Origin of the sequence: Bradyrhizobium pachyrhizi, from assembly GCF_029714545.1 — a bacterium.
Lineage (GTDB): Bacteria > Pseudomonadota > Alphaproteobacteria > Rhizobiales > Xanthobacteraceae > Bradyrhizobium > Bradyrhizobium pachyrhizi.
In genome coordinates, this window is sequence record NZ_CP121667.1 from 8,424,735 (window position 1) to 8,449,012 (window position 24,278).

Here is a 24,278-nt window from a genome sequence, read left to right on the forward strand (position 1 = left end):
GTTGCTCCTCAGACTTTCTTCCGGACGTGAAGGCCGAACAGGCCCTCGGGCTTGAGCAGCAGCACCGCGAGCAGCACGATGTAGGGCGCGACGTCCTTCCATCCCTGCGGCAGATAGAAGCCGGCCATGCTCTCGATCACCCCGATCAGGACGCCGCCGACGACGGCGCCCGGGATCGAGCCGAAGCCGCCGAGCACCGCCGCCGGAAACGCCTTCAACCCCAGCACCAGGCCGACATTGGAATGAATGAAGGTGATCGGCGCCAGCAGCACGCCGGCGCAGGTCGCGACCGCGGCCGAGATCGCCCAGACGATCGAGACCACCCGCTTGACCGGAATGCCCATGTAATAGGCAGCCAGCATGTTCTCGGAGCTGGCGCGCATCGCGGTGCCGAGCGTGGTCCGGTTGAAGAACAGATAGAGCAGCGCGCACAGGATGATGGTCGCCGCAATCACCGACAGCTTGTCGTAGGCGAGCACCAGGCTGCCGATCCGAAGCACGCCCTGGCTGAACGGCGTCTCGATCTTGAAGTCGTCGGTGCCCCAGATCATGCCGGAGACCGAGCGCAGGAAATAGCCGAGCCCGATCGTCGCCATGATGATGGAGAACTGCGGATAGCCGAGGATCGGCCGCACCACGAGCCGCTCGGCCAGCATGCCGAACAGCGCCATGCAGATCACCGCGCCGGCGAACCCGACCCAGTAATTCAGCCCGAGCATGCCGATGAAGGTGAAGGCGAAAAAGCCGCCCAGCATCATCAAATCGCCTTGCGCGAAATTGACGACCTCGGTTGCCTTGTAGACCAGCACGAAGCCGAGCGCGATCAGGCCGTAAACGCAGCCGAGCGCGATGCCGCTGACGAGCTGCTGAACAAAGTCCAGCATCGTTCCCTCCCCGATGCCCGGCGATTCTTATCCGATCGCTCGTTGCATCCCGCCTTCACGCCCTTGTGTCTGGAGCGCCGAAAGCCGCCTATGTCCGCCCCGATTGAGCCAAAAGGTCCGATCCCTGTCAACAAACCGCTGTTGTCGCTGTATCATCACATTTGCGGAGATTTGCCGCAGCACGGACTAATACGGATATCACCTTTGATTTGCCTCGTGCGATTCACTGCACCGAAACGGTTTTTGTCCAAGCTTTGCGCAACCGACGAGCGAAATTCCGGATCGCCACCACGCCATGACACCTGAACTGTCCGCACTCACCGTGCGAGGGTTAACCAAGCGTTTTGACCGCCCGGCGGTCGATGCGCTCGATCTCACGATCCGTGTCGGCGAGTTCTATGCGCTGCTCGGACCGAACGGCGCCGGCAAGACCACGACGCTGCGCATGGTGGCGGGGCTATTGCGGCCCGATGCCGGGTCGGTGTCGATCCTCGGCATCGACGCGCTCGCCGATCCGGTCGCCGCCAAGCAGATCATGGCCTGGGTGTCCGACGAGCCGATGATCTACGACAAGCTGACGCCGCTGGAATATCTCGAATTCGTCGCCGGCCTGTGGGGCATCGATCCGCGCACGTCGGAGAGCTCGGCGCGCGATCTCCTGGTGTCGCTCGGGCTCGAGCCGCATCTCAACGAGCGCTGCGAAGGCTTCTCCAAGGGCATGCGCCAGAAGGTGGCGCTGGCCGGCGCGCTGGTGCACGATCCCCGCCTGATCATTCTCGACGAACCGCTGACCGGCCTCGACGCGCTGTCGGCGCGTCACGTCAAGGGACTGCTGCAGGAGCGCGTCCGCGCCGGCTGCACCGTGATCATGACGACCCACATTCTCGAAGTCGCCGAGCGGATGGCCGACCGGATCGGCGTCATTGCAGCCGGCAGGCTGATCGCCGAGGGCACGCTGGCCGAGCTGCGCGCGCAGAACGGCCGCAACGACACCACCCTCGAGGATATGTTCATCGCGCTGGTCGATACCGAAGCGGCGGCCGCGTGAGCTCGGTCGCCCACCTCACCTGGTTCGCCCGCCACGAATTCCGCCTGGCGTGGCGCGAATGGCTGGCGATGATGACCGGCGGCCGGCGCCGGCGCAAGCGCGCCGTGATCGGCCTTCTGATCTTCGCGGCGATCCTGCATCTGCCGGCTTATGCCGTGGTCAACCGCTATGCCAACTTGCGGTTTCCGCTCGACCCGTCGTCGCTGATCGTGCTGACCGCGACGATCTTCCTGGCCTGGGCGCTGATGCTCTCGCAGGCGATCGAGTCGGTGACGCGCGTGTTCTACGCCCGCGCCGATCTCGATCTGATCATGTCGTCGCCGGCAAAGCTCACCAACATCTTCTCGATCCGGATCGCCGCGATCGCGCTGACGGTGAGCAGCATGGCGCTCCTGCTGTCGACGCCGTTCATCGACGTGCTGGTCTATCTCGGCGGCCCGCGCTGGCTCGCCGGCTTCGGCGTCGTCCTTGCGATCGGGCTGTCGGCGGCCGCCGCCGCGATCGCCGTCACCGCGTTCCTGTTCCGCCTGATCGGGCCGAGCCGGACGCGGCTGGTGGCGCAGGTCGTCTCCGCCGTGATCGGCGCCGGCTTCGTCATCGCGCTGCAGGTCGTGGCCGTGCTGTCCTACGGCACGCTGTCGCGCTTTGCCTTTCTGACCTCGGAAACCGCGGCGCGAATTGCCCCCGCTGCCGACAGCCTGCTGTGGTGGCCGGCCCGGGCATCGCTCGGCGACCTCGAAATCATGATGCTGTTGCTCGCCGCGGCGCTGGTGATGCTCGGCGGCGTGATGGCGCTATTCGCACCGCGGTTTGCCGATACGGTCGCCAGCGTCGCCGCCAATCCGGCTGCGGTGACGCGGGGACGCGCCCGCGCGTTCCGGGCCGGCTCGCGGCAGCAGGCGCTGCGGCGCAAGGAATTCTTGCTGCTGCGCCGCGATCCGTGGCTGCTGTCGCAGAGCCTGATGCAGATGCTCTATCTGTTGCCGCCGGCGCTGATGCTGTGGCGCAGCTTCTCCGGTACGTCGACCGCGATCGTGCTGATTACGCCGGTCATCGTGATGGCCGCAGGCCAGCTCGCCGGCGGGCTCGCATGGCTGACCATCTCCGGCGAGGACGCGCCCGATCTGGTGGCGACCGCGCCGCTGCCGCCGTCACGCGTGACCCGCGCCAAGGTCGAGGTGGTCCTGATCGCAATCGCCGTAATCTTCGCCCCGCTGGTGGCCGCGCTGGCGTTTGCCTCGCCAGGACAGGCCGCAGTCACGGCGATCGCAATCCTCATCGCGACCGCATCCGCCGCCGCGGTCCAGCTCTGGTTCCGCGCGCAGGCCAAGCGCAGCCAGTTCCGCCGGCGCCAAACCTCCTCCCGTATCGCCACCTTCGCGGAAGCCTTCTCCTCGATCGGCTGGGCCGCAACCGCGGCGTTGGCCCTGACAATCCCGACGGCTGCGCTGGTCAGCGGCATTCTGACGCTGCTGACGCTTGCCATCGCCTGGAAGATCAGCCCGCGGCGCTAAAGCATGATCCGGAAAAGTGCGAAGCGGTTTTCCGAAAAGATCATGCTCAAACAAAGAGCTAAGGCGCGATGACGATTCAACCTAATCTCATCGCGCTTTAGCCTTCACCACCTCGATCACCGCCGCGGCGAACGCCTCCGGCGCTTCCTGCGGCAGGTTGTGCCCGGCATGCGGAATCAGGCGATGGGCCAGGCGGCGGGTGTACTTTGCCGCGGTGCGACTGCCGTCGGTCGCGAACGTCACGCCGTCGTCGGCGCCGTCCAGCGAGATGGCGGGGACCTTGATGACAGGCAATGTGTCGAGCCGCCGCTGCAAATCCTCATATTGCGGATCCCCATCGACAACGCCGTAGCGGTGCCGATAACTGTGGATCACGACGTCGACATGATCAGGATTGTCGAACGCGACCGCAGTCCGCTCGAAGCAGGCGTCGTCGAACGCCCAGCTCGGCGACCATTGCGACCACAGGATTTTGGCGATGCCGCGCCGGTTGGCGGCGAGCCCCGCCCGCCCCCGCTCGAGCTGGAAGTAGTACTGGTACCACAGCGCGACCTCGCGATCCGGCTGCGCCGGCACCATCGCATGCGCGATGTCCTGGATCATGTAGCCGTTGGTGCAGACGAGTCCGATACATCTTTCCGGCCACAGCGCCGCACCGATCGATGCGGCGCGGCCGCCCCAGTCATAGCCGGCGAACACCGCGCGCTCGATGCCAAGCGCGTCCATCAGCGCCATCATGTCGGCGCCGATTGCCGCCTGCTCGCCCGAGCGTGGCGTCGCCTTGTCGCGGAACGCCGTCGGTCCGTAGCCGCGCAGATAGGGCACGATGACCCGACAGCCTTGCGCCGCCAGCACGGGCGCGACGTCCACATACGAGTGGATGTCGTAGGGGAAGCCATGCATCAGCAGCACGGCCGGCCCATCGGAGGGGCCCGCTTCGTAATAGGCGATGTTGAGCACACCGGCGTCGACATGGCGCAATGGCTCGAGCCGTTTGGTCGAAGGCGCGCGCTGCGAAGAGACGGTATCAGTCACGCAGAACTCCCTGATCTCGATCGTTTGCGCGGCATCCTAGCGTGTCCCGACGCAATAATCGCCCGGCTCGTGTTGCAGCCCGCGCCATGGAGCGATGCACGGGCCTCATCATGACGGCACGCCAATTGCGCGCTACTCTTCCGTCCGCGGATGCCGCCGCAGACGGAACAGGTCATGCTGAGATTGCTCGCCGCGCTTGTCTTGCTGGGACCATTGACCGGTCACGCCTTCGCGCAGGACGCCCAGCGCAGCGAATGCCTGGCGATGGCAAATGCGCCGCCGCGCGCCGTTCCCGTGAGCTACCGCCGCGTCGCGGCCAAGACCGCGACCAAGTCCGACGAAGTCGCGATCACCTATGCCGGCCATTCGACCTACTATATCGACACGCCCGGCGGCATCCGGATCGCGACCGACTATAACGGCGTCTATCGGACCGGGCGGCTGCCCGACGTCGCGACCATGAACCGGGCCCACGCGACCCATTACACGCTGTTTCCCGACCCCAAGATTCCCCACGTGCTCCATGGCTGGGGCGAGCGCGGCCAGGCCGCGCATTACGCCGAGCGCATCGGCGACGTCTATATCCGCAATGTCACCACCGACATCCGCCGCTACTGGGGCGAAGACTCCGGCGGCGAGATGATCAAGGACGGCAATTCGATCTTCATCTTCGAGGTCGCCGGCCTCTGCATCGGCCATCTCGGCCACCTCCACGTCAAGCTCGACGACAGCCATTTCGCCGCGATCGGCCGGCTCGACATCGTGATGGTGCCAATCGACGGCACCTATACGATGTCGCTCGACGGCATCTCCGAGATCACCAGGCGATTGCGCGCCGCCGTCGTGCTGCCGATGCATCGCTTCGCCACCCCGCTCGACGAGTTCATGCGCCTGATCGGCCAGCAGTTCGAGATCGATCGCCGCGGTGGCGAGCGCACCTTGCGGATTTCGCGCGACACGCTGCCGGCGACGCCGACGGTGATCATCCTGGATGGGGTGTGAGGCTCAACGCACTCATTCCTCCGCCGCCTGGCTGCGCCGGTAGTGCCGCCGCGATTTGGCAAGATTGCCGCAATCGCCCATCGAGCACCACCGCCGGTTCTGGGTACGGCTCTCGTCAACGAACAACCAACCGCAGCCCCGCTCATCCTGGCACTGCTTCGATCATCGCCGTGCTGCTCGGCACGCTGATTCTGGGCGAGCCGTTTTCCGTCACGATGTTGTTCGGAGCACTTCTTGTCATCGCCTCGGTCATCATCACCTGGCGCACCGAGCAGGCATCTCCGGCGTCGGCGAGGCAAGCTCAGTCGATGACATGGTCGCGACCGGCAATACGGTCGGGTTGACCGGCACGCGCAGACGTACGCATGCCTCCTCAGGTAGAGGTCAGGCAGAGGCCCGGGTTTGACGCGCTCCTCCGCGGCTCGTTATCCTTCCCAAAGCCGACATCGTATCGGCGGCCGACAAGAGCAAGAACAGGGAGTATTATCCATGGCCAGCACTCTGCCCGCCTCCGCCAGCGGGCTCTATGCCAATCCGCGCGAAGACTGGCTCGCCCAATACACCGAGGAGATCATCGATCCGGCCCGGCCGATCGTCGATCCGCATCACCATCTCTGGGATCGCGGGGGCTTGCGCTATCTGATCGAAGAGATGCGCGACGACATCGCGTCCGGCCACAACATCGTGGCGACCGTCTATGTCGATTGCCGGTCGATGTACCGCGCCGACGGCCCGGAGGCGTTCCGTCCGGTTGGCGAGGTCGAGTTCGCCAACGGCGTCGCGGCGATGGCGGCGAGCGGCGGTTACGGCAAGGCGGCGATCTGCGCCGGCATCGTCAGCCACGTTAACCTTCTGATCGGCGATCAGGCCAAGGCGGTGCTGGAGGCGCAGATTGCCGCCGGCAACGGCCGGTTCCGCGGCATCCGCCACTCCTCGGCCTGGGACGAGGATCCCAACGTCGCGCATATGTACGCGAACCGGCCGAAGGGCATTCTGCTGGACTCCACCTTTCGTAGGGGGTTCGCCTGCCTGGCACCGCTCGGCCTCAGCTTCGATGCCTGGTTGTTCCACCCGCAGATCGGCGAGCTGACCGACCTCGCCCACACCTTCCCCGATACCCGGATCGTGCTCGACCATTCCGGCGGGCCGGTCGGCACCGGACGCTTCGCCGGCAAGCGCGCGGAGACCTTTCCGGTCTGGCAGGCATCGATCCAGCAGATCGCCAAATGCCCGAACGTCGTGGTCAAGCTCGGCGGGCTGGCGATGTGCCTGCTCGGCTACGACTTCCACCTCCGCCCCAGGCCGCCCTCGTCGGAGGAACTTGCTGCCGCCTGGCGGCCTTATGTCGAGACCTGCATCGAGGCGTTCGGTCCGGACCGTTGCATGTTCGAGAGCAACTTCCCACCTGATAAGGGGCAATGCAGCTACCAGGTCATCTTCAACACCTTTAAACGGCTTGCATCACAATATAGCGAAGCCGAAAAGACGGCGTTGTTCTTGAAGACGGCAAAGGATGTCTATCGGCTCGATATCGGGTAAACTCTCGACTCATGGATGACGGCATCACCATCCGGCCGCTTCGAGAGGCTGATGCGGAAGCGGTGGTCGAACTTTACGCAAAGGCAGCCGCGGTGGAACCGCGGCTAGGCCCTGTCACGCTGCCGCAATGGGACCAGTTCCTGAAGCTGCCGCAGAACCGCGGCGGGCGCGGCTTTCGTGTTGCCGAGCGCGATGGCGCACTCGTCGGCCTCGCCGAGTCCTCGTTGCGCGACCAAGGCGCGCATCACACCCGATTCCTCAAGATCGTCGTGGCGCCCGAGATGCGCCGCCGCCGGATTGGCCTCGCGCTGTTCGACGAGGTGCTTGCGATCGACGCCGACGCCGATCTCGCCGTTCAGACGCTGGTGAGCAGCGACTGGCCTGCGGGTATGGCCTTCGTGGCCGCCTTCGGCTTCGTTCACGTCGAGTCCGAGATTGGAATGAAGTGCGTCGAGCCGCTGCAGCCGGCGCGCACGCTCGCGGCCGCGCGCGCCACCATCGAGCAGGTCAGCGACGTCACCGCCTGCGCGGGCGAGGTCGCGCGCATCCACAATGCCGCCTATGCCTCGGACGCCGCCTTCCGCCTGTATTCGCCGGAGGAGATGGCGCAGGTCCTGACCGAGAGCGAGGTCTGGATTGCGTCGGAGGATGGACAGATGTCAGGCTTCTGCCTGACCGAGCCGGAGCGGAACTCGATGTGGATCGAGTCGGTCGCCGTCGACCCGGCGCGGCAGGGACGCGGGCTCGGCCAGCTGCTGGTCTATCGCGTGCTGGCCGCACACGACGTCTCGGTCGAGCACCCCTGCTGGCTCAACGTCTCGAGCCGCAACGCTCCCGCGCTGAAGATCTATCGCCGGCTCGGCTTCCGGCCGCAATACGAGACCTGCCGCTTCAGCGCGCCACGCGGCGATCTGCTCGCCGCGCGGGGGCGGAGGTTTCAGTAGAGCGCGAACTGCGCTCCCTCGCCCCGTTTCTTACGAGGTCGGGACAAGCGAAGCTTGCTCTTAAAGGGATGCGGTGAGGGGCCGCCTTCGCGCATTCGATGATATCTGTGTTTGCGGAGACTCCCCTCACCCGGAACGCATCTGGCGATGTGTTCCGACCTCTCCCCGCACGCGGGGCGAGGTGAAGCAGAATTCACGGGCGGCCTTTAAGCCCACTCGCCCTTGCGGAACACCGGCACGCTACGGCCGTCGGCATGGATGCCGTCGATGTCGGTGTGGGCGGAGCCGATCATCCAGTCGATGTGGATCAGGCTCTTGTTGCCGCCCTGCTCGGCGATCTGCTGCGGCGTCAGCTTGTCGCCATTAACGAAGCATTTCGAGTAGCACTGGCCGAGCGCGATGTGCGAGGCGGCGTTCTCGTCGAACAGCGTGTTGAAGAACAGCAGCCCGCTCTTCGAAATCGGCGAGGAGTGCGGCACCAGTGCGACCTCGCCGAGGCGGCGCGCGCCCTCGTCGGTGTCGAGCACCTTTTTCAGCACTTCCTCGCCGCGCGAGGCCTTGGCCTCGACGATGCGGCCTTCCTCGAACTTGACCGAAATATTGTCGATCAGCGTGCCCTGATAGGACAGCGGCTTGGAGCTGACGACGTGGCCGCTGACGCGGCGGCAGTGCGGGGTGGTGAAGACTTCCTCGGTCGGGATGTTGGCATTGCAGACGATGCCGTTCTTGGCGGTCGACGCACCGCCTTCCCATTCATGACCGTCGGCGAGGCCGATCGTGAGGTCCATGCCGGGTCCGGAATATTTCAGCGCGTGGAAGCGCTGGCCGTTCAGCCATTCGGTGCGCTCGCGGAGCTTCGCATTGTGCTGTGCCCAGGCGGCGACGGCGCCATCCTGATCGACCCGGGAGGCGGAGAAGATCGCATCCGCAAGCCTGGCCACCGCGACCTCCTCGGCATCGTCGGGGAACACCTGCTTGGCCCAGGACGCGCTCGGATAGGCGATGATGTTCCAGTTGGTGTCGAAATTGACGATCTTCTCCAGTGCCGGCTGGTAGGCGATCGAATTGGCCTTGCTGGCGCGCGCCACCTTGACCGGGTCTTCGCCCGACAACAGCATCGGATTGTCGCCGACGATCGCAAGCCGCGCGGTGCTCGCGCCGAACGCCTTCGCCATGCCCTCATAGAGCCAGCTTGCGGCGCGATCGAAACTCGCATCGTTGGCGTAGCGGTAGCGCGCCAGCGTGAGCTCTTCGTCCGAGAAGAACGGGGTCACGAGACCAGCACCGGCCTTGTAGGCATGCTCCGCCACCCGCCGCACCAGCGGCATCGCCGCGGCAGGCGCGGTCAGCAGGAGATCCTGCCCCGGCTGCAGCTGCAGGCCGACCTTGATCGCGACTTCGGCGAGCCGATCGAGCTTGACGGGATCGATCGAGGCGGAAAGGTTGCGTTGATGTGCGGTCATGAAGCGCCGTGTCGTTTGAGGAACTCTCGGGATTCGTAGTCCAATTCGATCCGCATTCGCAAGGTTCCTGGCCGGCGCGCGCGATCACGCGACGGCGAGCAATTGCCTCGAATCTTACCGCTTCACCGAGGCCAGCACCCGGTCGACCATCTGCGGCGCGAGGCCGAGATAGTTTTTCGGCGCGGTGAGGCGGTCGATCGTCACCCGATCGATCCGGCTGGCGACGCGATCATCCGCCGCCAGCGCCTCGGCCAGCGTCAGGCCCTTGTCGTTGGCGAGGCGGCAGGCGTCATAAACCACGTCATGCGCCTCCTGCCGGCCGATCGCGGGCGCGAGGCCCATCATCACGGCCTCGGCCACAATGAGCCCGCGGCTGATGTCGAGATTGTCGGCCATCCGCTGCTCGTCGACGATCAGGCCGCCGAGCGCAAACCTCGCCTGGTGCAGCGCGCCCGCGGTCAGCACGAAGCTCTCCGGGATCGCCATCCATTCGGCGTGCCACGGACCGGTGGCGCGCTCGAAATCCTGCACCATCGCATCCAGCATCAGGCCGGCATGCTGGCGCACAGCCTTGGCGGCCGCGAGCATCAGTTCCGACGAGATCGGGTTGCGCTTCTGCGGCATGGTCGAGGAGGCGCCGCGCCCCTTCACGAACGGCTCGTAGACCTCGGCGAACTCGGTCGAGGCCATGATCATGATGTCGAGCGCGATCTTGCCGAGCGTGCCCGTGACCAGCGCGAGGAAATTCACCGCTTCCGCCAGCCCGTCGCGCGCGACATGCCAGGTGGAGACGGGCACGCCGAGACCGAGTTCCTCGCACAGCGCCTGCTGGACCTCGAATCCCCTGTCGCCGAGCGAGGCCAGCGTGCCGGCAGCGCCGGCGAACTGGCCGACCAGGACGCGCGGCTTCAGCTCCGCAAGCCGCGCGTCGTGGCGATCGAACGCGGCGAGCCAGATCGCGGTCTTGTAGCCGAACGTCACCGGCAGCGCCTGCTGCAGATGGGTGCGGCCGGCCATCGGCGTGTCGCGGTATTTTTTCGAGAGATCGGCGAGGATGCCGCGCAGCGCGCCGATGTCATCTCCGATGATCTTCAGGCCATCGCGCAGTTGCAGCACGACGGCGGTGTCCATGATGTCCTGCGTGGTCGTACCCCAATGGACATAGCGGCCGGCCTCGCCGCACTGCTTGGCCATTTGATGCACGAGCGGCAGGATCGGGTAACCGACGACGTCGGTCTCCTGCCGCAGCAGATCGAAATCGAGCGCGGTCACATCGGTCCGTTTTGCGATCTCCACGGCGGCCTCAGCAGGAATCACGCCGCAGCGCGCCTCGGCCTTCGCCAGTGCGACCTCGACCTCGGCGTAGCGCTCGATCAGCCGCAGGTCGGAAAACACCTCGCGCATCTCGCGCGTGCCGAAGGCATCGCGAAACAATACGGAATCGAGCACGGTGGTCGAGGTCGGGAAGGCGGACATGGGCAGATCCTGTTGCCGGTCGCGGTCGGCAACGTCCCTATCACGGCAGAGGCCGGTGCCCTACCCCTCCGGGGGCACCTCGCCGAACACCTCGGCCGCAATCTTGCTGGTCTCGATCGCGGCCGGAATGCCGCAATACATCGCCACCAGCAGCAGCACGTCCTGCACCTGCGCGGCGGTGCAGCCATTGGCCAGCGCGCCCTTGGCATGCACGCGGAACTCGGCGGGCTTGCTGCTCGCCGCGGTGATGCCGAGCATCACGAGGCTGCGGATCTGGTCGGACAGCCCGCTGCGCTCCCAGACGTCGCCATAGACATAGGCGTTGATGATGTTCTGCAGCGGCGTGCCGAAGTCGCCGGCGGCGGCCATCCGCTTGGCGACGTCGACCTCGCCGAACATCTTCTGGCGCCGGCGCAGTCCGCGCGCTTGGAGATCGCTGATGTCCACCATCTTCGTCGGGCTCCCTAGATGGGCTATTTATACGGATAAATATGACGCACCTCAACATTGCAACAGGCCGGACGCTTGCCTTTCTAAGGTATTTGTCCGTATAAATTTGCAAAAGCAGACACGGGAGGGGATCGGGATGAAGTTACGGCTGGGGCTGCTCGTCGTCCTGCTTGCGACGCTTTCGGTCCTGCCGGCTTTCGCGGCGGACGATTTCCCGCAACGCCCGCTCAAGATCATCGTGCCGTTCCCGACCGGAGCCGGTCCCGACAACGTCGCGCGGCTGATCGGCCAGCATCTGCAGGACGCGTTCGGCCAGACCGTGCTGATCGAGAACCGCGCCGGCGCGCTCGGCAGCATCGGCGCCCAGGAAGTCGCCCGCAGCGCGCCCGACGGCTACACGTTGTTGATGGGCACCAACACCACCCATGCCAGCAACGTCGCGACGCTCAAGAGCCTGCCCTACGACCCGGTGAAGGATTTCGCGCCTGTGATCCGCACCACAACGACGGCGATGGTGCTGTTGGTCAATCCGAAGCTCACGGCCAGGGACCTGCCGCAGTTCCTCAGCTACGCCAAGGCCAATCCCAACCTGACCGCGGGCTACGGTTCCGGCGCATCGCAGATCTCGATCGCCCAGCTGCAATCGCGCGGCGGCCTGTCGCTGGTCGCGGCGTCGTATCGCGGCGTGCCGCAGGCGATGACCGACGTGATGGCGGGGGTGATCGATCTCACCTTCGGCGACTTCTCGGTCGCGATCCCGCAGATGCAGGGCGGCACCTTGCGCGGCATTGCCGTGACGTCGGCGACCCGCAACGATCTGACGCCCGGCCTGCCCGCGCTTGCGGAAGCGATGCCGGGCTTCGAGGCCACGATCTGGTACGGGCTGTTCGCGCCGGCCGGCACGCCGGAACCCATCGTCAGCAAGCTCTACGCCGAGTGCGCGAAATACCTCGCGATGCCGGAGACGAGGAAGAAGCTCGCCGATGTCGGCGTGATGGTGGCGCCGCTCGCGCCCGCCGAGTTCGGCACCTTCGTCAGGAGCGAGGTCGCGCGCTGGTCGGCGGAGGTCAAGGCGGCCGGCATCCAGCCGCAATAAAGCGAGTCGGCGTCGCATCATGGCTCACGAGACACCTGTCGGCATGATTGGCCTCGGGCTGATGGGATCGGCGCTCTCCGCGCGGCTGATCGACGCCGGCATCGGGGTGATCGGCTTCGACATCGACGCCGCGAAAACGGATGGCCTGAGAGCCAGCGGCGCCGAGTTCGCGGCCTTCGCCGCCGACGTCGCGGCGCGCTGCCGGACCATCGTCATCGCGGTGTATGACGCGGCCCAGGTCAAGGGATTGCTGCCGGAGTTCGCCAACACGACAGTGCCGCCGCGCATCATCTGCACCACCACCTGCGCGCCCGGCGAGATCGTGACAATCGCCGAATTCGCCTCCCGCTCGCGCCTCGCCTTCATCGAAGCGCCGATCTCGGGGACCAGCGCCGAGGTCCGGGCGGGCACGGCCACCGCGCTGGTCGCCGGCGATGCCGACATCATCGACGCCGCCGCGGCGACGCTCGATATCCTCTGCCCGCAGCGGGTCAATGTCGGCGCGATCGGCAATGCCGGCCGCACCAAGCTCGCCATCAACCTGATCCTGCAGAACAACCGCGCCGCGCTGGCCGAGGGCATCGCCTTTGCGGAAAGCCTCGGCCTCGACGGCGCGACGTTCCTTGCGACCGCGCGGCAATCGGCGGCATATTCCAAGGTGATGGACAGCAAGGGGCCGAAGATGCTGGCGCGGGATTTCTTGCCGCAATCGCATATCGCGCAGACCTTGAAGGATGCCGAACTGATCCTGCAGGAGGCCGGTCGGGGCGGCCTGCCCTTGCCACTGACCTCGGTGCAGGCCGGGTTGCTGCGCGCGGCGATCGCGCTTGAAGGCCCGGACAGCGACAGCGCCGCGGTCATCGAGGCGATCCGGGCCGGCCGCGGCCACGGGGAGGGACAGTCATGATCAACTGCGCGATCGCGGGCCTCGGTCGATGGGGCCGCGCACTGGTCGGGGCCGCGCGCAACGAGCCGCGGCTCAGGATCGTCCGCGCGGTGGAACCCGACGCCAACGGCGCCGCCGGCTTTTGCGAGGCGCACGGCCTCTCCGTCGCGGCGAGCCTGGACGATGTCCTCGTCGACCCTCGCATCGATGCCGTGCTGCTGGCGACGCCGCATTCGCTGCACAAGAGCCAGGTGATCGCGGCAGCCGGCGCCGGTAAGCAGGTGTTTTGCGAGAAGCCGCTAGCGCTTCGGCGCGCCGATGCCGCAGAGATGTTCGCGGCGTGCCGCAGCGCCGGCGTGGTGCTCGCTGTCGGGCATAACCGCCGGCTCTGGCCGTCGATGCAGGCGCTGCGCGCGATCACGGCCAGCGGCGAGCTCGGCACCATCCTGCATGTCGAGGGTCACAACAGCAACGAGAACTCGCAGAGCATCACGCAGGGCTGGCGGCTGTCGCCCGAGGAATCGCCGGGCGGCGGGCTGACCGGCGCGGGGCTGCATGTGCTCGACGGCTTCGTCAGCCTCTTTGGTCCTGCCCGACAGGTCTATGCCCGGTTGAGTGCGCGCGAGGCGGGACCGCCGCCGCTCGACACTGCAACCTTGGCGATTGAATTTGTGAATGGCGTGAGCGCAACCCTTGCGACAATTCGCGCAACACCGTTCTATTGGCGCGTGCATGTGTTCGGAACGAAGGGATCCGCCGAGGTGCTCGACGAACAGACGATGGTGCTGCGGAAATCCGGCGAGGCGCCTGCGACGACGCGCTATCCGGCGATCGACACGCTCACCGCGGAACTATCGGCCTTTGCCGACGCCGTCGAAGGCAGGCAGCCGTTCCCGGTGCCTGAAGCGGACGTGCTGGCGACGCTCGCCGCGTTCGAGGCTGCGCTGCAGTCGATGCAATCGGGACATCCGGTCGTCTGCCATACGGCATACCAGTGATCCGCCATGTCTGAACAACCGGACCGAGCGCGATCGTCCCGCTACCGCGACATCGCCACCGGACTGCAGAAGGACATCCGGCTCGGCACCTACGCGGTCGGCAATCTGCTGCCGACCGAGACCGAGCTGATGGCGAGCTATCAGGCCAGCCGGCAGACCGTGCGCGAGGCGCTGCGCATCCTGATCGACCAGGGCCTGATCGTGCGCCGCGCCGGCCTCGGCTCGGTGGTGATCGCATCCGAGCCGCCGGTGCTGTTCACCCACAGCGTCAAGTCGCTCGGCGAGTGGCTGCGCTATTCCAACGAGACCTACCGCGAGGTCGTGGCCAGCAGCGACATCGTGGCCGACCGCAAGCTGGCTGGCCTGCTGAAATGCGAGCCCGGCAAGAGCTGGTTCCTGATCGAGGCGGTGCGCCGCTCCGACCAGTTCGCCGCGCCGCTCGGCTGGGCCGAGATCTACGTGCTGCGCCGGTTCGCCGATGTCGTGACCCGGCCCGATCACGGCCGCACCCCGGTGCATGAGCAGATCGCCAGGATGTACGGCCAGGTCACCGAGCGCGCGCAGATGGAAATCTTCGTGCGGGGCATGCCGGCGCCAATCGCCAGGGCGCTCGGCGTCAAGACCGGCTCGCCGGCACTCACCGTGGTACGCCGCTACTACGGCCAGCGCGAGGAACTGTTCGAGGTCACCATCACCACGCACCCCGAGGGGCGCTACACCTACACGATGGACATGCAGCGCTCGCTGCGGCCGAAGCTCTAGCGCACCCGGGCCAGATGGGTGCTGGCAGAGGTATGTGCCGTCTGCGGGGTGCCGCTCACGCCCCAGATCGCGACCGCAATCAGCGCGGCCGCCCAGACATAAGGCACAGCATTCAACTTCTTCATTTCCGGGATCATCCCCAACGTCTCAGCAGGACCGACTGACCTTGCGACCCAGGTCGTGAATCTCACCACCGCGGTCCTCAGCGTCTCACCAGGCAGCCGTCCTTCACAACGCTACTAAGGTTAGACCTTGTCGGTTTCAGGACGCCTTCGTGCGAATCCGGAAATGATTTCGTCGGAACCGGGCTCTCTCATCCGAATTGATGAGACGGCGGGCCGAAGGGGTCCGGCTCCATTCGAGGCAACACTTAAGAGAATTTTCTGCCCAAATTTGAGTCAGACACACAGCAAACCTTCCAAAGATGCGCCCACTGAATTCTTTTTGATTGTCGCCCCGACTCCCGCCGTGCGATCAGGGCCTGTGACACTGTGATGACAAGGGTTTCTCCCGTGACTGCCGAACCGGCCAAACCGCAAGGCGACTCCCGTCGCCGCTCCAAGGAAACCCAGGACGAGGTCGCACGGTCGCTGGAACGGGAATTGAAGCTGCTGACGGAAGAGCGCCAGGAGCGCGCGCTCCGGTTCGGCCTCGATATTGCGGGCAAGACGCCGAAGGTGGACCAATAAGGTCGCCGCCAAGACAATTCCCATTTGTGGTTATGGGTCCCGGCCCCCGTGCGCAATTGCGCACTAGGCCGGGACGACAGCGAGTTTGTTGCGCGAGCTGCCAGTCACACATCCGCATTCTCGCGGCGCGTTTCGCCCGAGCTCTGCTCTTCATTCCGCCCTCTCATCAGCAGAGGGCGCAGGGAAAGCCGGGTGTCGATTGCACCCATGTGCCCCGAGCAATGGGTAGTAGGCTCGGGGGTAGGACCACAGGTGTAACCGGAGCAATCCGCTTTCCCTGCGCGATGGCTTACGGCTTATACGTGCTCTCCCCGGCGAGAGCGGCCCGCGCTTGAGCTATCGCGCGCCCGGCGCGTCAGCATCGACCTGCACGACACCGCCGAAGCGATCCTTGCCGCTGAGCCTGGCCTTGCCACCATCGAACGACAGCAGCCATCGGCGGTCGGTATCGCCGCCGACCAGACGCAGGTCGATCGCGAATGTCTGGTTGTCCTGCCACGTTCCTCTCAGCGCCATCACGCCGAGCGCCGTTGGCTGACCGAGACGGTACGCACCGTCGAGCCCGATCGGTCCCGCCAGTGTCGTCACCGGCGTCGCCGTTTCCAGTTCGTAATGCGCGGGCTGATCCGTCAGATGCAGCGTTAGTGCCCGCAAATTGAAGCCATTGGCCGGGAAGCGCCAGGTCTTGCCGGAGATGGCGGCGGCCGTCTCGGGCACGGCACCAACCGTCGACAGCTTTTCGGTTGCGATATCGCGCAACGCGCTCGCGAGCTGATTGCCGCCGACGGAGTTCACCGGCAGCGCCGTGTCGGATTTGACCGCGCCTGAAATCTCGTCGGCCATTTTGCCGAACGAGCAGTAGTCGCGCGCGGTCACGACCGTGACGATGTCGAGCGCGGGAAACAGCATGACGAGCTGACAGCGGTCGCCGACCGCCATGACAACCTGCCGCTGCGGCATGACCCAGAAGAAATTGGCGTAGCGCAACGATGGGTCGGACGAGGCGTGCATCTCCGTCGCCGCGTGCCTGATGCGATCGACCCAGCCGGTCGGCAGCAAGCGCTGCCCGTCCCATTCACCGTCATGCAGATAGAGCAGGCCGATCCTGGCCGCGTCGCGCGGCGCGAGCTGAAGCCCGCCGCCGCCCTGCGTCAATCCGGGGCCGATGCTGTGCCAGTACGGCGCGGCTATCCCGAGCGGGCGAAACAGTTTCGTCACCGCATAGTCCCGCGCGCTCATGCCGGTGAGCTTGTTGATGATCGCGGCCAACAGCTGCGCATTGCCGGTGTTGTAATAGAACGCCTCGCCCGGCGCCTTCGCCATCGGGCGGTCGAGGATGAACTGGATCGCATCAGGGTTGCGGCCCCACTCGATCAACGAGTCCGGCCGAGCACCCTCGACGCCTTCGGTCCAGGCCATTCCCGAGGTCATGTCCAGCATGGACTGGACCGTGATTGCCCGCTTGCGGTCGTCGAGATTGGCGATGGTGCGATCGCCGAAGAAATCCACCATGCGATGGTCGAGGCTGTCGAGCACGCCATCCCTGAGCAGCATCGCGACCAGCGTGCCGGTCACCGCCTTGGTGACGGAATTGAACAGATGCGGGATCTCCGGCGTGTAGGGCGCATAGTAGGCGTCGAGCACGATCCGGCCGTGCCGCGCGATCAGGAGGCTATCGAGACTGTGGGCCGTGCCATCATTGACGAGCCGCGCCAGCGCGGCGGAATCCATCCCCTGCTCTTCCGGCGTCGAGGTCTGCCACTGCCAGGCCTGCCACTGCGAGGTCGGCCGCACCGGCTCGGCGGCACCTTGCGCCTGGACAGCGCCCGACAAAGCCGAAGCTGCAAGCACGAGCCCTGCAAGCATCGGCAGCGCCAAACGTTGAACTTGCATCGGCGTCTCATTGCGACACGGCGGGGAGCCGCACCATCCGCGATGCCTCGCATGCTTGTCAATCGTCGCCGCGACCGCGCGCCAATCAGGACGTCGGCAAAGCCGTCTAGCGCTGCCGCTGCGCGAGATAGAATCCGGCCAACACGGCGGCCAATCCGGCCGCCTGCAGCGTGGTTGGTGGCTCGCCGATCAGCAGCCATCCCAACAGCAGGGTCAGCACCGGCACGGTCGCAGGAAATACGGCTGCGCGGGCAACGCCCAGGCGCTGGATCGACACCGCGAACAGATACATCGCCGCGGGCCCGGCCAGGATGCCCTGGGCGATGGCCTGCAGCGTGTTTTCATGCAGGCCGATGGCCGCATCGCGAGCGAGCCCACCCGAGGCGGCATACAGTGGAAACAGCGAGAGCGACAGCACGCTGATGACACTGGCCACGGAGAAGGCCGAGACACGCCAGTAGCGCACCAGCGTGGCGAAGCCCGCGAACATCAATCCGGTCGCAACGAAGATCAAATCGCCCATCACGGCGCTCGGCCCCATATGGCCGATCGACTCGCTGCCGATCACGGCGAGGCCGACGACGATGACGATAGCGCCGGCTGCCCGCGAGAGCGAGACCGATTCCTTCAGCAAGACGACCGCGAGAAACAAGCCACCCAGCGTCGCGCAGGACGGCTGGATCACGCTGCCATGCCCCAGCGGCACGAACATGAAGCCGACATAGCTGATCAGCGACATCACCGGCCCGCCCAGCAGCATCAGCGCCATGCCGCGGCCCCAGCCGATGCCGCAGAGATCGCGGAGGCCGGCGCGCACAACGAGCGGCAGGAAGACGATGCCCGACCACAGGAAGCGATGCATCAGCAGGTCGACGGGCGTGAACCCGACCTTCAGGCCGTGTCGGGTCGCCACGAAGCCGAGCGCCCAGCACAGCGCCGCACCGAGGCCGCATGCGACCCCGAGCAGGATGGCTTTCGTATCCGGAAGAGCTGCAGCCTTGGCGATGGCCGGACGTTCGTTCATCGCGAACGACTACGTTAGCTACCGAGGCGGATCAACCCACTGGTATGCACGGCTGGTTGGCGCAAGCCCTTCAAAAGCCGCTTGGGCCAAGCTGTGACTTCATTCCGCGCCGCCGCCATGCCCGCTTTGCCTAAAAGGCGACCTTGCGGGCCGTTTCACCCTAAGCGAAGCTGACCTTCACAGACAAGAAGTGGGGACTTACTTCCGCGGCTCGACCACCGTCTTTGTCGATCCGTCCGGCGCTGCCTGCATTCCCGGCGGGCTTTGACCTTGCGGGCTTTCCGGCGGCGCACCACCTGATTTTGTTTCAAGCGGCCCGGTCCAACCTTGTGGCTGTGGTTGACCTTTTTCTTCCGGTGCCGAGCGCCCGGTTGCCGTGTTCACGTCCTTGTTGGGATCGGCCTGGGCTATCGCAAATCCACACGACAACGCCCAGCCAATCGCCGTCATCAGAATGATCCGCATTCCGACCTCCCTTGGCTAATCGTAGCAAACAGGCGGGGCCGGCTTCAGTTCCGTTTGCCATAGGAGAACGACCAAAACTGGCGGCAAACGATGCCCGCTATGGGTCAAAAGGCAACATCATGCCTTGCCGCCGCGACGTCCGCTTCGGGCCAGCAGCGGACGTTCGGATGTGGAGCATCAATCTCAAGCCGCAGGCGAGCCGCTGCGTTGAGGAAACAGCCGAGGTGCGCCCTCAGGAAGTAACCCATAAGCCTGAAGCACGCCGTAGACGAGCGCTGCTAGAATGATGAAACCGACAATGCGATTGAGTTTGAACACCAAACCTCGAAGTTCTTCGTTGCCAAGCGCTATATTGCCTGAGATGCATCACTCGCAGCAAGAGCACCGAGGCCACGAAGATCAACGCGGCCCATCATGCCGCGATGATCGAATGTTTGTGCAACTGGGCCACTAACGTAAACAAAGGCCCTTCGGAAGATCAGGCGGCGCTATAGCCGCCGTCGACCACGTGCGATGCGCCGGTCATGAACGACGCCTTGTCCGAGCACATCCAGACCACGGCTTCGGCGATTTCCTCGGGCACGCCCAGGCGACGGACGGGCACCTTGGCGATGATCTCGTCGTAACGCTCGTCCATCGTCTCCTTGGTCATCGGTGTCTTGATGTATCCGGGATTGACGCAGTTCACGCGGATGCCGTCCTGGGCATATTCGATCGCGGCGGACTTGGTCAGTCCGACGACACCGTGCTTGGTCGCGACATAGTGGCCGGACGTCGCGAGGCCGACCAGGCCTGCGATCGAGGCGGTGTTGACGATGGCGCCGCCGCCGCCCTGTTTGAGCATTTGCGCGATCTCGTATTTCAGGCACAGGAACACGCCCATCAGGTTCACCGAGAACATCTTGGCCACCGAGGCTTGCGTGAGTTCATGAATGCGCTGGCCGGGCGGGCCGACGGAGCGCCCGGCAACGCCGGCATTGTTGAACGCACAATCGATGCGCCCGAACGCCGAAACCGTGCGGGCCACCATGTTCGCGACCTCAGCCTCGTCGGTGACGTCGCCCTGGATCGCGATCGAATGGCCGCCGGCGGCATTGATCAGCGCGACGGTCTCCTCGATGCCGTCCTTCGAGAGGTCCGACACCGCCACGCACGCGCCTTCGCGCGCCATGGCAATTGCCGTCGCCCGGCCGATGCCGGAGCCGCCGCCCGTCACCAATGCGGCCTTGCCGTCCAGAATGCCTGCCATGAGAAACTCCTCGAGCGCGGTGAGAGTGCGATGAAATTGGGCTGAATCATTAATGCGCATAAGCTCTTTGTTTGAGCATGTTCTTGTCGGAAAACCGCTTCGCACTTTTCCGGATCATGCTCTAGCGCTTGCCTTCGATTGCGATCTCGACGAGGTACGGCCGCTGCGCTGCGACAGCCTTTGCGACTGCACCGGCAATGTCGTCGGCCTTCTCGACCCTGACCGCCTCGACGCCCATGCCGGCCGCGAGATGCACGAAGTCGAGCGCGGGGCCAGTGATATCCATGTTCTGGTAGGGATGCTGGGTGCCGGCTTCGAAGTTCTGCCGCCAGACATCCACATTGTGCTTGAGGATGCGGTACTCGCGGTTGGCCAGCACCACGAACACGATCGCAAGCTTGTGGTGCGCGGCGGTCCACAGCGCCTGGATCGCGTACATCGCCGAGCCGTCGCCGGAGATCGCAACCACCGGACGATCCGGCATCGCGACCTTGACGCCGATCGCGCCGGCGAGGCCCTGGCCGATGCCGCCGCCACGGCCGCCGAAATAATCGCCGAACCCGCGATAGTCGAAGGCGCGCGCGAGATCGAGGCTCGCGGTGATGCTTTCATCGACGATGACGACATCATCGGGCAGGCCGCGACGAAGCTCCGCGGTGACACGCGGCATCGCGGTCGGCTGCCGGTCCCAGCTTTTCTCGACGCGCGCGCGATAGGCCTCCTTCTCCTTCGCCTGCAATTCGGCCAGCGCGGCATTGCGGTTCTGCGCGGCCTGCCTGAAGTCCGCGCTGGCCTTCGCATGCACCGCTTCCGACAATGCACTGACGCTGACGGCGATGTCGCCGACGATGCCGGCATCGAGCCGGTTGTTGAGCGCGAGGCGCTCGGCCGAAGCTTCGATCTGCAGCACGGAGGCGCCGTCGGGAATGTGGCCATCGGGCGCAAACCAGATGTCCTCAAAGAACGGACCGCCGATCAGCAGCACGAGATCGGTATCGCCGAGCGCCTTGCGCACCTGCCGGGCGTCGCCCGGAAGCGACTGACGATAGTTCGGATGGCTGGTCGGGAACGGCGCGTGATGGCGGAGCCCCTCGAACCGCACGGTGGCGCCGATCACTTCCGTGAGCGCCACCAGCGCCTGCTCGCCGCCCGATCGTGCCACGTCGTCGCCGGCGATGATGGCCGGCTTCTTCGACTTCAGAAGCAGCGCGACAAGCGCTTCGATGCCGGCCGGATCGGGGCGCGTCGAGCGCCACAAATTGTCCGGCGCCAGAGCATCGACCGCGGTCTCCTGTTCCATGACGTCGATCGGCAGCGACACGAACACCGGCCCCTGCGGCGCATCGGTCGCCACCTTGAACGCGCGGCGCATGATCGGCGCGATCTCATCGGCGCGCTCGATCTGCACGCTCCACTTGGTCACCGGCGCCGCCATCGCGACGAGGTCATGGCCGAGCAGCGGATTCTTCAGCCGCATTCGAGTATCCTGCTGGCCGGCCGTCACGACCACGGGCGAACCCGCCTTCAGCGCGCCGTATAGCGAGCCGATGCCGTTGCCGAGGCCGGGAGCGACGTGCAGGTTCGCGACGGTGACACGCCCCGACGCCTGCGCGTAGAAGCTGGCGGCGCTGACCGCGACACCTTCATGCAGCGCCATGATGTATTCGAGTTGCGGAAATGCCGGCAGGCTATCGAGCAGCGGCGTTTCGGTCGTGCCGGGATTGCCGAAGATATGACGCACGCCGTGCGACACGAACGATTCCATCAGCACACGACGCCCGCGCATTCGCTCCCTCTCGATTGTTCTGATCCGTTTTGCGCATCATCGGCCGGGGAGCGCCCCGTGGCAACCGTGCGAGACGGCCAGCATCCGCGCGGCCGGCTGCGTCTTCCGCATGGCTTCAAGGCGCGGCCGCGCGCCGCATCACGGCGTCGAACCACTGGGGCAAGCGCTGTCGTGGATCGCGATAGCCGCGGGACGCGCCGACCTTGATCCTAGTTGCCGTGGAGCGCATCGCGAACGAATTGCACGATATCAGGTCGAGGAGTGTGCTCTCCCGCAAACCAGCCCCGCGACCAGCCTGCTCTTCCCAAAAGCGGCGGAATAGACGGAACCCGGAAATACGGCGCCTCCCAGAACGAGATCAGTTCGCTGCCTTGTTCTGAAACGAGCCGGAGTTCGAGCGTGCTGCTCGCGAAAACCGTTCTGTCGATTTCGCGGTGGGACGGCGCATCCCGGTCGGCAAGCAAGCGCAGATGCGTCTCCGCAATTTGCGGAGCGTTCAGCCGAAGAGTGTCCCGCCGCTCGATTTTCGTGAGCCTCATGCATGGGTTGGGTTCGTTCGGATTTCGGTTGCGGATGGCACGCTCATCCTTGCCGGCGTCGACGCATGCCGCACTGTTCACGCGCTCGACGCTGTACCAGTCGTCACCGATCACGCCATACGCCTTCTCGAACAGGCCGAGCGCAACCATCGTTTTCGGGACATACCCGTCGATCCCCCACGTGGTGAGGAAAACCCGGGGTCGGTTTTCGCGCGTGATGCTTATGCGCGGCCAGGATGCCACCTCAGCATGACGCGCCGGCGGCGCCATCACTCTCGCCTCGACATAGGCGTAAAGGTAGCTCGCGAGCGGAAGCGTGGCGACCGCGGCCAGCACCAGCGCTCGCCCGCGCCGGCCGTTGCGCGCCGCGACGCTCGCGGCCCAGGCGAAGCCGATGATAAAGTCATAAAGCGGAAGCTGGCTCAGAACAACGATCGTGTAGATGAGGCCCACCGGCTTGGCACCCTGTCTGCGGATGCCCGACCCTAGCCGGAAGTGCTTGCCGATCCGGTAATCGATTGCGTCGAGTTTCCCGGCGGCCAATCGTTAATGGAGGATTGATTGCAGCTTCCGCAAGGTGCCGGAGCGACACCGGAGCCTTGCCTATCGCGCGGCCGAACCAGCCAAAGAAAAGGGCCACCGTTTAGGTGACCCTTTTGCTTATTTCTTGAGGTTGGCGGCAAACAGCTTTGCGGCTTCGGCCTTGGATTCCTGATCGGCCTTGGCGTCGTATCTGAGCGGCAGGTTGAACTTCTTGCCGAGCTCGGTGGCTTCGGGGTTCGTGAACGCGTGCACCGCGCCGGGATACTCGACGATACGGTAATCGGCCTTCGCCGCGTCGAAATCCTTCTTCAGCGCATCGTACTGCTCGCGCTTCACGAACGGATCGTCGGCGCCGTTCAGGATCAGGATCTTCGCCTTGACGGTGCCCGGCGCCGGTGCGGGGGTGTTGAGACCGAGCGATGCGTGGAAGCCCGCGACGGCGGCGAGATCGGCGCCGGTGCGCGCCATGTTCAGCACCACCGCACCGCCGAAACAGTAACCGACGGCGCCGATCCGCTGCGGATTGACCGTGGCCTGCTTGGCGAGTTGCTCGCGTGCGGCATTGAAGCGCTGCTCCATCGCCTTCGGGTTCTTCATCACCGACCCCGAGAGCGCGCCGGCATCCTTCGGGTTGTCGGCAGTCTTGGCGTCGCCGTACATATCCGCGATGAAGGCCACGTAGCCCTGCTCCGCGAACTTCCGCGCCTCGCTATGGATATGCGGGGTGATGCCCCACCATTCATGCACCATGACGATGCCGGGTCGCTTGGCCTGGGTCGCGTCGTCGTAGACGACGAAGCCCTTCATCGTGGTCTCGCCGTCGGTATAGGTGACCGGCTCTTCCTTGACCGCTGCGTGTACGCTCGCGACCATCGCGATGGCGCAGAGTGCTCCCACTATATTCGTTATGATCGTTCGCATGCTGACCTCCTGCGGGTTTGGCACGATGCGACATTGGCATACCAGCGAATCCCGCGCTAGGCTTGGAAAGCG

25 protein-coding genes are annotated in these 24,278 nt (G+C 65.4%); 11 read left to right on the plus strand and 14 right to left on the minus strand.

The features are described from left to right. Window positions 1-8: 8 nt before the first annotated feature. Complete coding sequence (locus QA639_RS39825; protein ID WP_028336612.1) at window positions 9-884, minus strand: branched-chain amino acid ABC transporter permease; 876 nt, start codon at window positions 882-884, stop codon at window positions 9-11. Between the two features lie 295 nt (window positions 885-1,179). Here QA639_RS39825 and QA639_RS39830 point away from each other — a divergent pair, with 295 nt between their 5' ends. Together QA639_RS39830 and QA639_RS39835 are read left to right on the plus strand one after the other, a co-directional pair. After that, complete coding sequence (locus tag QA639_RS39830) at window positions 1,180-1,932, plus strand: ABC transporter ATP-binding protein (protein WP_157342367.1); 753 nt, start codon at window positions 1,180-1,182, stop codon at window positions 1,930-1,932. Next, complete coding sequence (locus tag QA639_RS39835; RefSeq protein WP_028336614.1) at window positions 1,929-3,446, plus strand: hypothetical protein; 1,518 nt, start codon at window positions 1,929-1,931, stop codon at window positions 3,444-3,446. Before QA639_RS39830 ends, QA639_RS39835 begins: the two co-directional genes overlap by 4 nt. Before the next feature lie 87 nt (window positions 3,447-3,533). Here QA639_RS39835 and QA639_RS39840 read toward each other — a convergent pair whose 3' ends face one another. Continuing rightward, a complete protein-coding gene (locus tag QA639_RS39840) occupies window positions 3,534-4,481 on the minus strand; it encodes an alpha/beta fold hydrolase (RefSeq protein ID WP_283088770.1) in 948 nt (315 codons plus the stop codon). A gap of 174 nt (window positions 4,482-4,655) precedes the next feature. Here QA639_RS39840 and QA639_RS39845 point away from each other — a divergent pair, with 174 nt between their 5' ends. Further along, window positions 4,656-5,483 carry an MBL fold metallo-hydrolase gene (locus tag QA639_RS39845; protein WP_283088771.1) on the plus strand — a complete coding sequence of 276 codons (828 nt, stop codon included), beginning with the start codon at window positions 4,656-4,658 and terminating at the stop codon, window positions 5,481-5,483. Between the two features lie 12 nt (window positions 5,484-5,495). Here the strand turns inward: QA639_RS39845 and QA639_RS39850 are convergent, their stop codons facing one another. After that, window positions 5,496-5,609, minus strand: a complete 114-nt coding sequence (locus tag QA639_RS39850; protein ID WP_283088772.1) for a CGNR zinc finger domain-containing protein — start codon at window positions 5,607-5,609, stop codon at window positions 5,496-5,498. Between the two features lie 44 nt (window positions 5,610-5,653). Between QA639_RS39850 and QA639_RS39855 the strand changes: the two genes are divergently transcribed. The 3 genes from QA639_RS39855 to QA639_RS39865 all read left to right on the plus strand — a co-directional run bounded on the left by QA639_RS39855 (window position 5,654) and on the right by QA639_RS39865 (window position 7,966). Next, a complete protein-coding gene (locus tag QA639_RS39855) occupies window positions 5,654-5,827 on the plus strand; it encodes a hypothetical protein (protein ID WP_283088773.1) in 174 nt (57 codons plus the stop codon). Window positions 5,828-5,972: 145 nt separating this feature from the next. Then, window positions 5,973-7,022, plus strand: a complete 1,050-nt coding sequence (locus QA639_RS39860; protein ID WP_283088774.1) for an amidohydrolase family protein — start codon at window positions 5,973-5,975, stop codon at window positions 7,020-7,022. 11 nt (window positions 7,023-7,033) lie between these two features. Further along, window positions 7,034-7,966, plus strand: coding sequence for a GNAT family N-acetyltransferase (locus QA639_RS39865; protein ID WP_283088775.1), 933 nt, complete (start codon window positions 7,034-7,036; stop codon window positions 7,964-7,966). A gap of 206 nt (window positions 7,967-8,172) precedes the next feature. Here QA639_RS39865 and QA639_RS39870 read toward each other — a convergent pair whose 3' ends face one another. The 3 genes from QA639_RS39870 to QA639_RS39880 form a co-directional block, all read right to left on the minus strand. Next, entirely contained in the window at window positions 8,173-9,429 is a 1,257-nt protein-coding gene (locus tag QA639_RS39870) for an aminopeptidase (RefSeq protein ID WP_283088776.1), read from the minus strand. Between the two features lie 114 nt (window positions 9,430-9,543). Then, window positions 9,544-10,905: a class-II fumarase/aspartase family protein gene (locus QA639_RS39875; RefSeq protein WP_283088777.1), complete on the minus strand. Its 1,362-nt coding sequence runs from the start codon at window positions 10,903-10,905 to the stop codon at window positions 9,544-9,546. 60 nt (window positions 10,906-10,965) lie between these two features. Next, window positions 10,966-11,355 carry a carboxymuconolactone decarboxylase family protein gene (locus QA639_RS39880; RefSeq protein WP_028337576.1) on the minus strand — a complete coding sequence of 130 codons (390 nt, stop codon included), beginning with the start codon at window positions 11,353-11,355 and terminating at the stop codon, window positions 10,966-10,968. Between the two features lie 136 nt (window positions 11,356-11,491). On the opposite strand from QA639_RS39880, the gene QA639_RS39885 reads away from it, so the two are divergent. Genes QA639_RS39885 through QA639_RS39900 form a run of 4 tightly spaced genes read left to right on the plus strand, consistent with a single transcriptional unit; the run spans window position 11,492 to window position 15,097 of the window. Next, window positions 11,492-12,451, plus strand: a complete 960-nt coding sequence (locus QA639_RS39885) for a Bug family tripartite tricarboxylate transporter substrate binding protein (RefSeq protein ID WP_283088778.1) — start codon at window positions 11,492-11,494, stop codon at window positions 12,449-12,451. 19 nt (window positions 12,452-12,470) lie between these two features. Beyond that, a complete protein-coding gene (locus QA639_RS39890) occupies window positions 12,471-13,358 on the plus strand; it encodes an NAD(P)-dependent oxidoreductase (RefSeq protein ID WP_283088779.1) in 888 nt (295 codons plus the stop codon). Continuing rightward, a complete protein-coding gene (locus tag QA639_RS39895) occupies window positions 13,355-14,335 on the plus strand; it encodes a Gfo/Idh/MocA family protein (RefSeq protein WP_283088780.1) in 981 nt (326 codons plus the stop codon). Before QA639_RS39890 ends, QA639_RS39895 begins: the two co-directional genes overlap by 4 nt. A gap of 6 nt (window positions 14,336-14,341) precedes the next feature. Continuing rightward, window positions 14,342-15,097, plus strand: coding sequence for a GntR family transcriptional regulator (locus QA639_RS39900; RefSeq protein ID WP_028337580.1), 756 nt, complete (start codon window positions 14,342-14,344; stop codon window positions 15,095-15,097). Here QA639_RS39900 and QA639_RS39905 read toward each other — a convergent pair. Then, entirely contained in the window at window positions 15,094-15,222 is a 129-nt protein-coding gene (locus QA639_RS39905) for a hypothetical protein (RefSeq protein ID WP_016847287.1), read from the minus strand. The two genes, QA639_RS39900 and QA639_RS39905, sit on opposite strands and share 4 nt — an antisense overlap. Window positions 15,223-15,609: 387 nt before the next feature. On the opposite strand from QA639_RS39905, the gene QA639_RS39910 reads away from it, so the two are divergent. Beyond that, entirely contained in the window at window positions 15,610-15,786 is a 177-nt protein-coding gene (locus tag QA639_RS39910; RefSeq protein WP_162832420.1) for a hypothetical protein, read from the plus strand. A 336-nt stretch (window positions 15,787-16,122) separates the two neighbouring features. Here QA639_RS39910 and QA639_RS39915 read toward each other — a convergent pair whose 3' ends face one another. The 7 genes from QA639_RS39915 to QA639_RS39945 form a co-directional block, all read right to left on the minus strand. After that, window positions 16,123-17,679: a serine hydrolase domain-containing protein gene (locus QA639_RS39915; RefSeq protein WP_283088781.1), complete on the minus strand. Its 1,557-nt coding sequence runs from the start codon at window positions 17,677-17,679 to the stop codon at window positions 16,123-16,125. Between the two features lie 106 nt (window positions 17,680-17,785). Continuing rightward, window positions 17,786-18,703: a DMT family transporter gene (locus tag QA639_RS39920; RefSeq protein ID WP_283088782.1), complete on the minus strand. Its 918-nt coding sequence runs from the start codon at window positions 18,701-18,703 to the stop codon at window positions 17,786-17,788. 198 nt (window positions 18,704-18,901) lie between these two features. Then, the gene (locus tag QA639_RS39925) at window positions 18,902-19,168 is read right to left on the minus strand and encodes a hypothetical protein (protein WP_152977378.1); all 267 of its coding nucleotides are present in this window, start codon (window positions 19,166-19,168) and stop codon (window positions 18,902-18,904) included. 478 nt (window positions 19,169-19,646) lie between these two features. Next, window positions 19,647-20,417, minus strand: coding sequence for an SDR family NAD(P)-dependent oxidoreductase (locus tag QA639_RS39930; protein ID WP_283088783.1), 771 nt, complete (start codon window positions 20,415-20,417; stop codon window positions 19,647-19,649). A gap of 121 nt (window positions 20,418-20,538) precedes the next feature. Continuing rightward, window positions 20,539-22,203: a thiamine pyrophosphate-binding protein gene (locus QA639_RS39935; protein ID WP_082190434.1), complete on the minus strand. Its 1,665-nt coding sequence runs from the start codon at window positions 22,201-22,203 to the stop codon at window positions 20,539-20,541. 209 nt (window positions 22,204-22,412) lie between these two features. Then, window positions 22,413-23,285 (minus strand): hypothetical protein, encoded by an 873-nt coding sequence (locus QA639_RS39940; protein ID WP_157342398.1) that lies wholly within the window; start codon window positions 23,283-23,285, stop codon window positions 22,413-22,415. Window positions 23,286-23,402: 117 nt separating this feature from the next. After that, window positions 23,403-24,206, minus strand: coding sequence for a dienelactone hydrolase family protein (locus QA639_RS39945; protein WP_244978457.1), 804 nt, complete (start codon window positions 24,204-24,206; stop codon window positions 23,403-23,405). Window positions 24,207-24,278 lie beyond the last annotated feature (72 nt).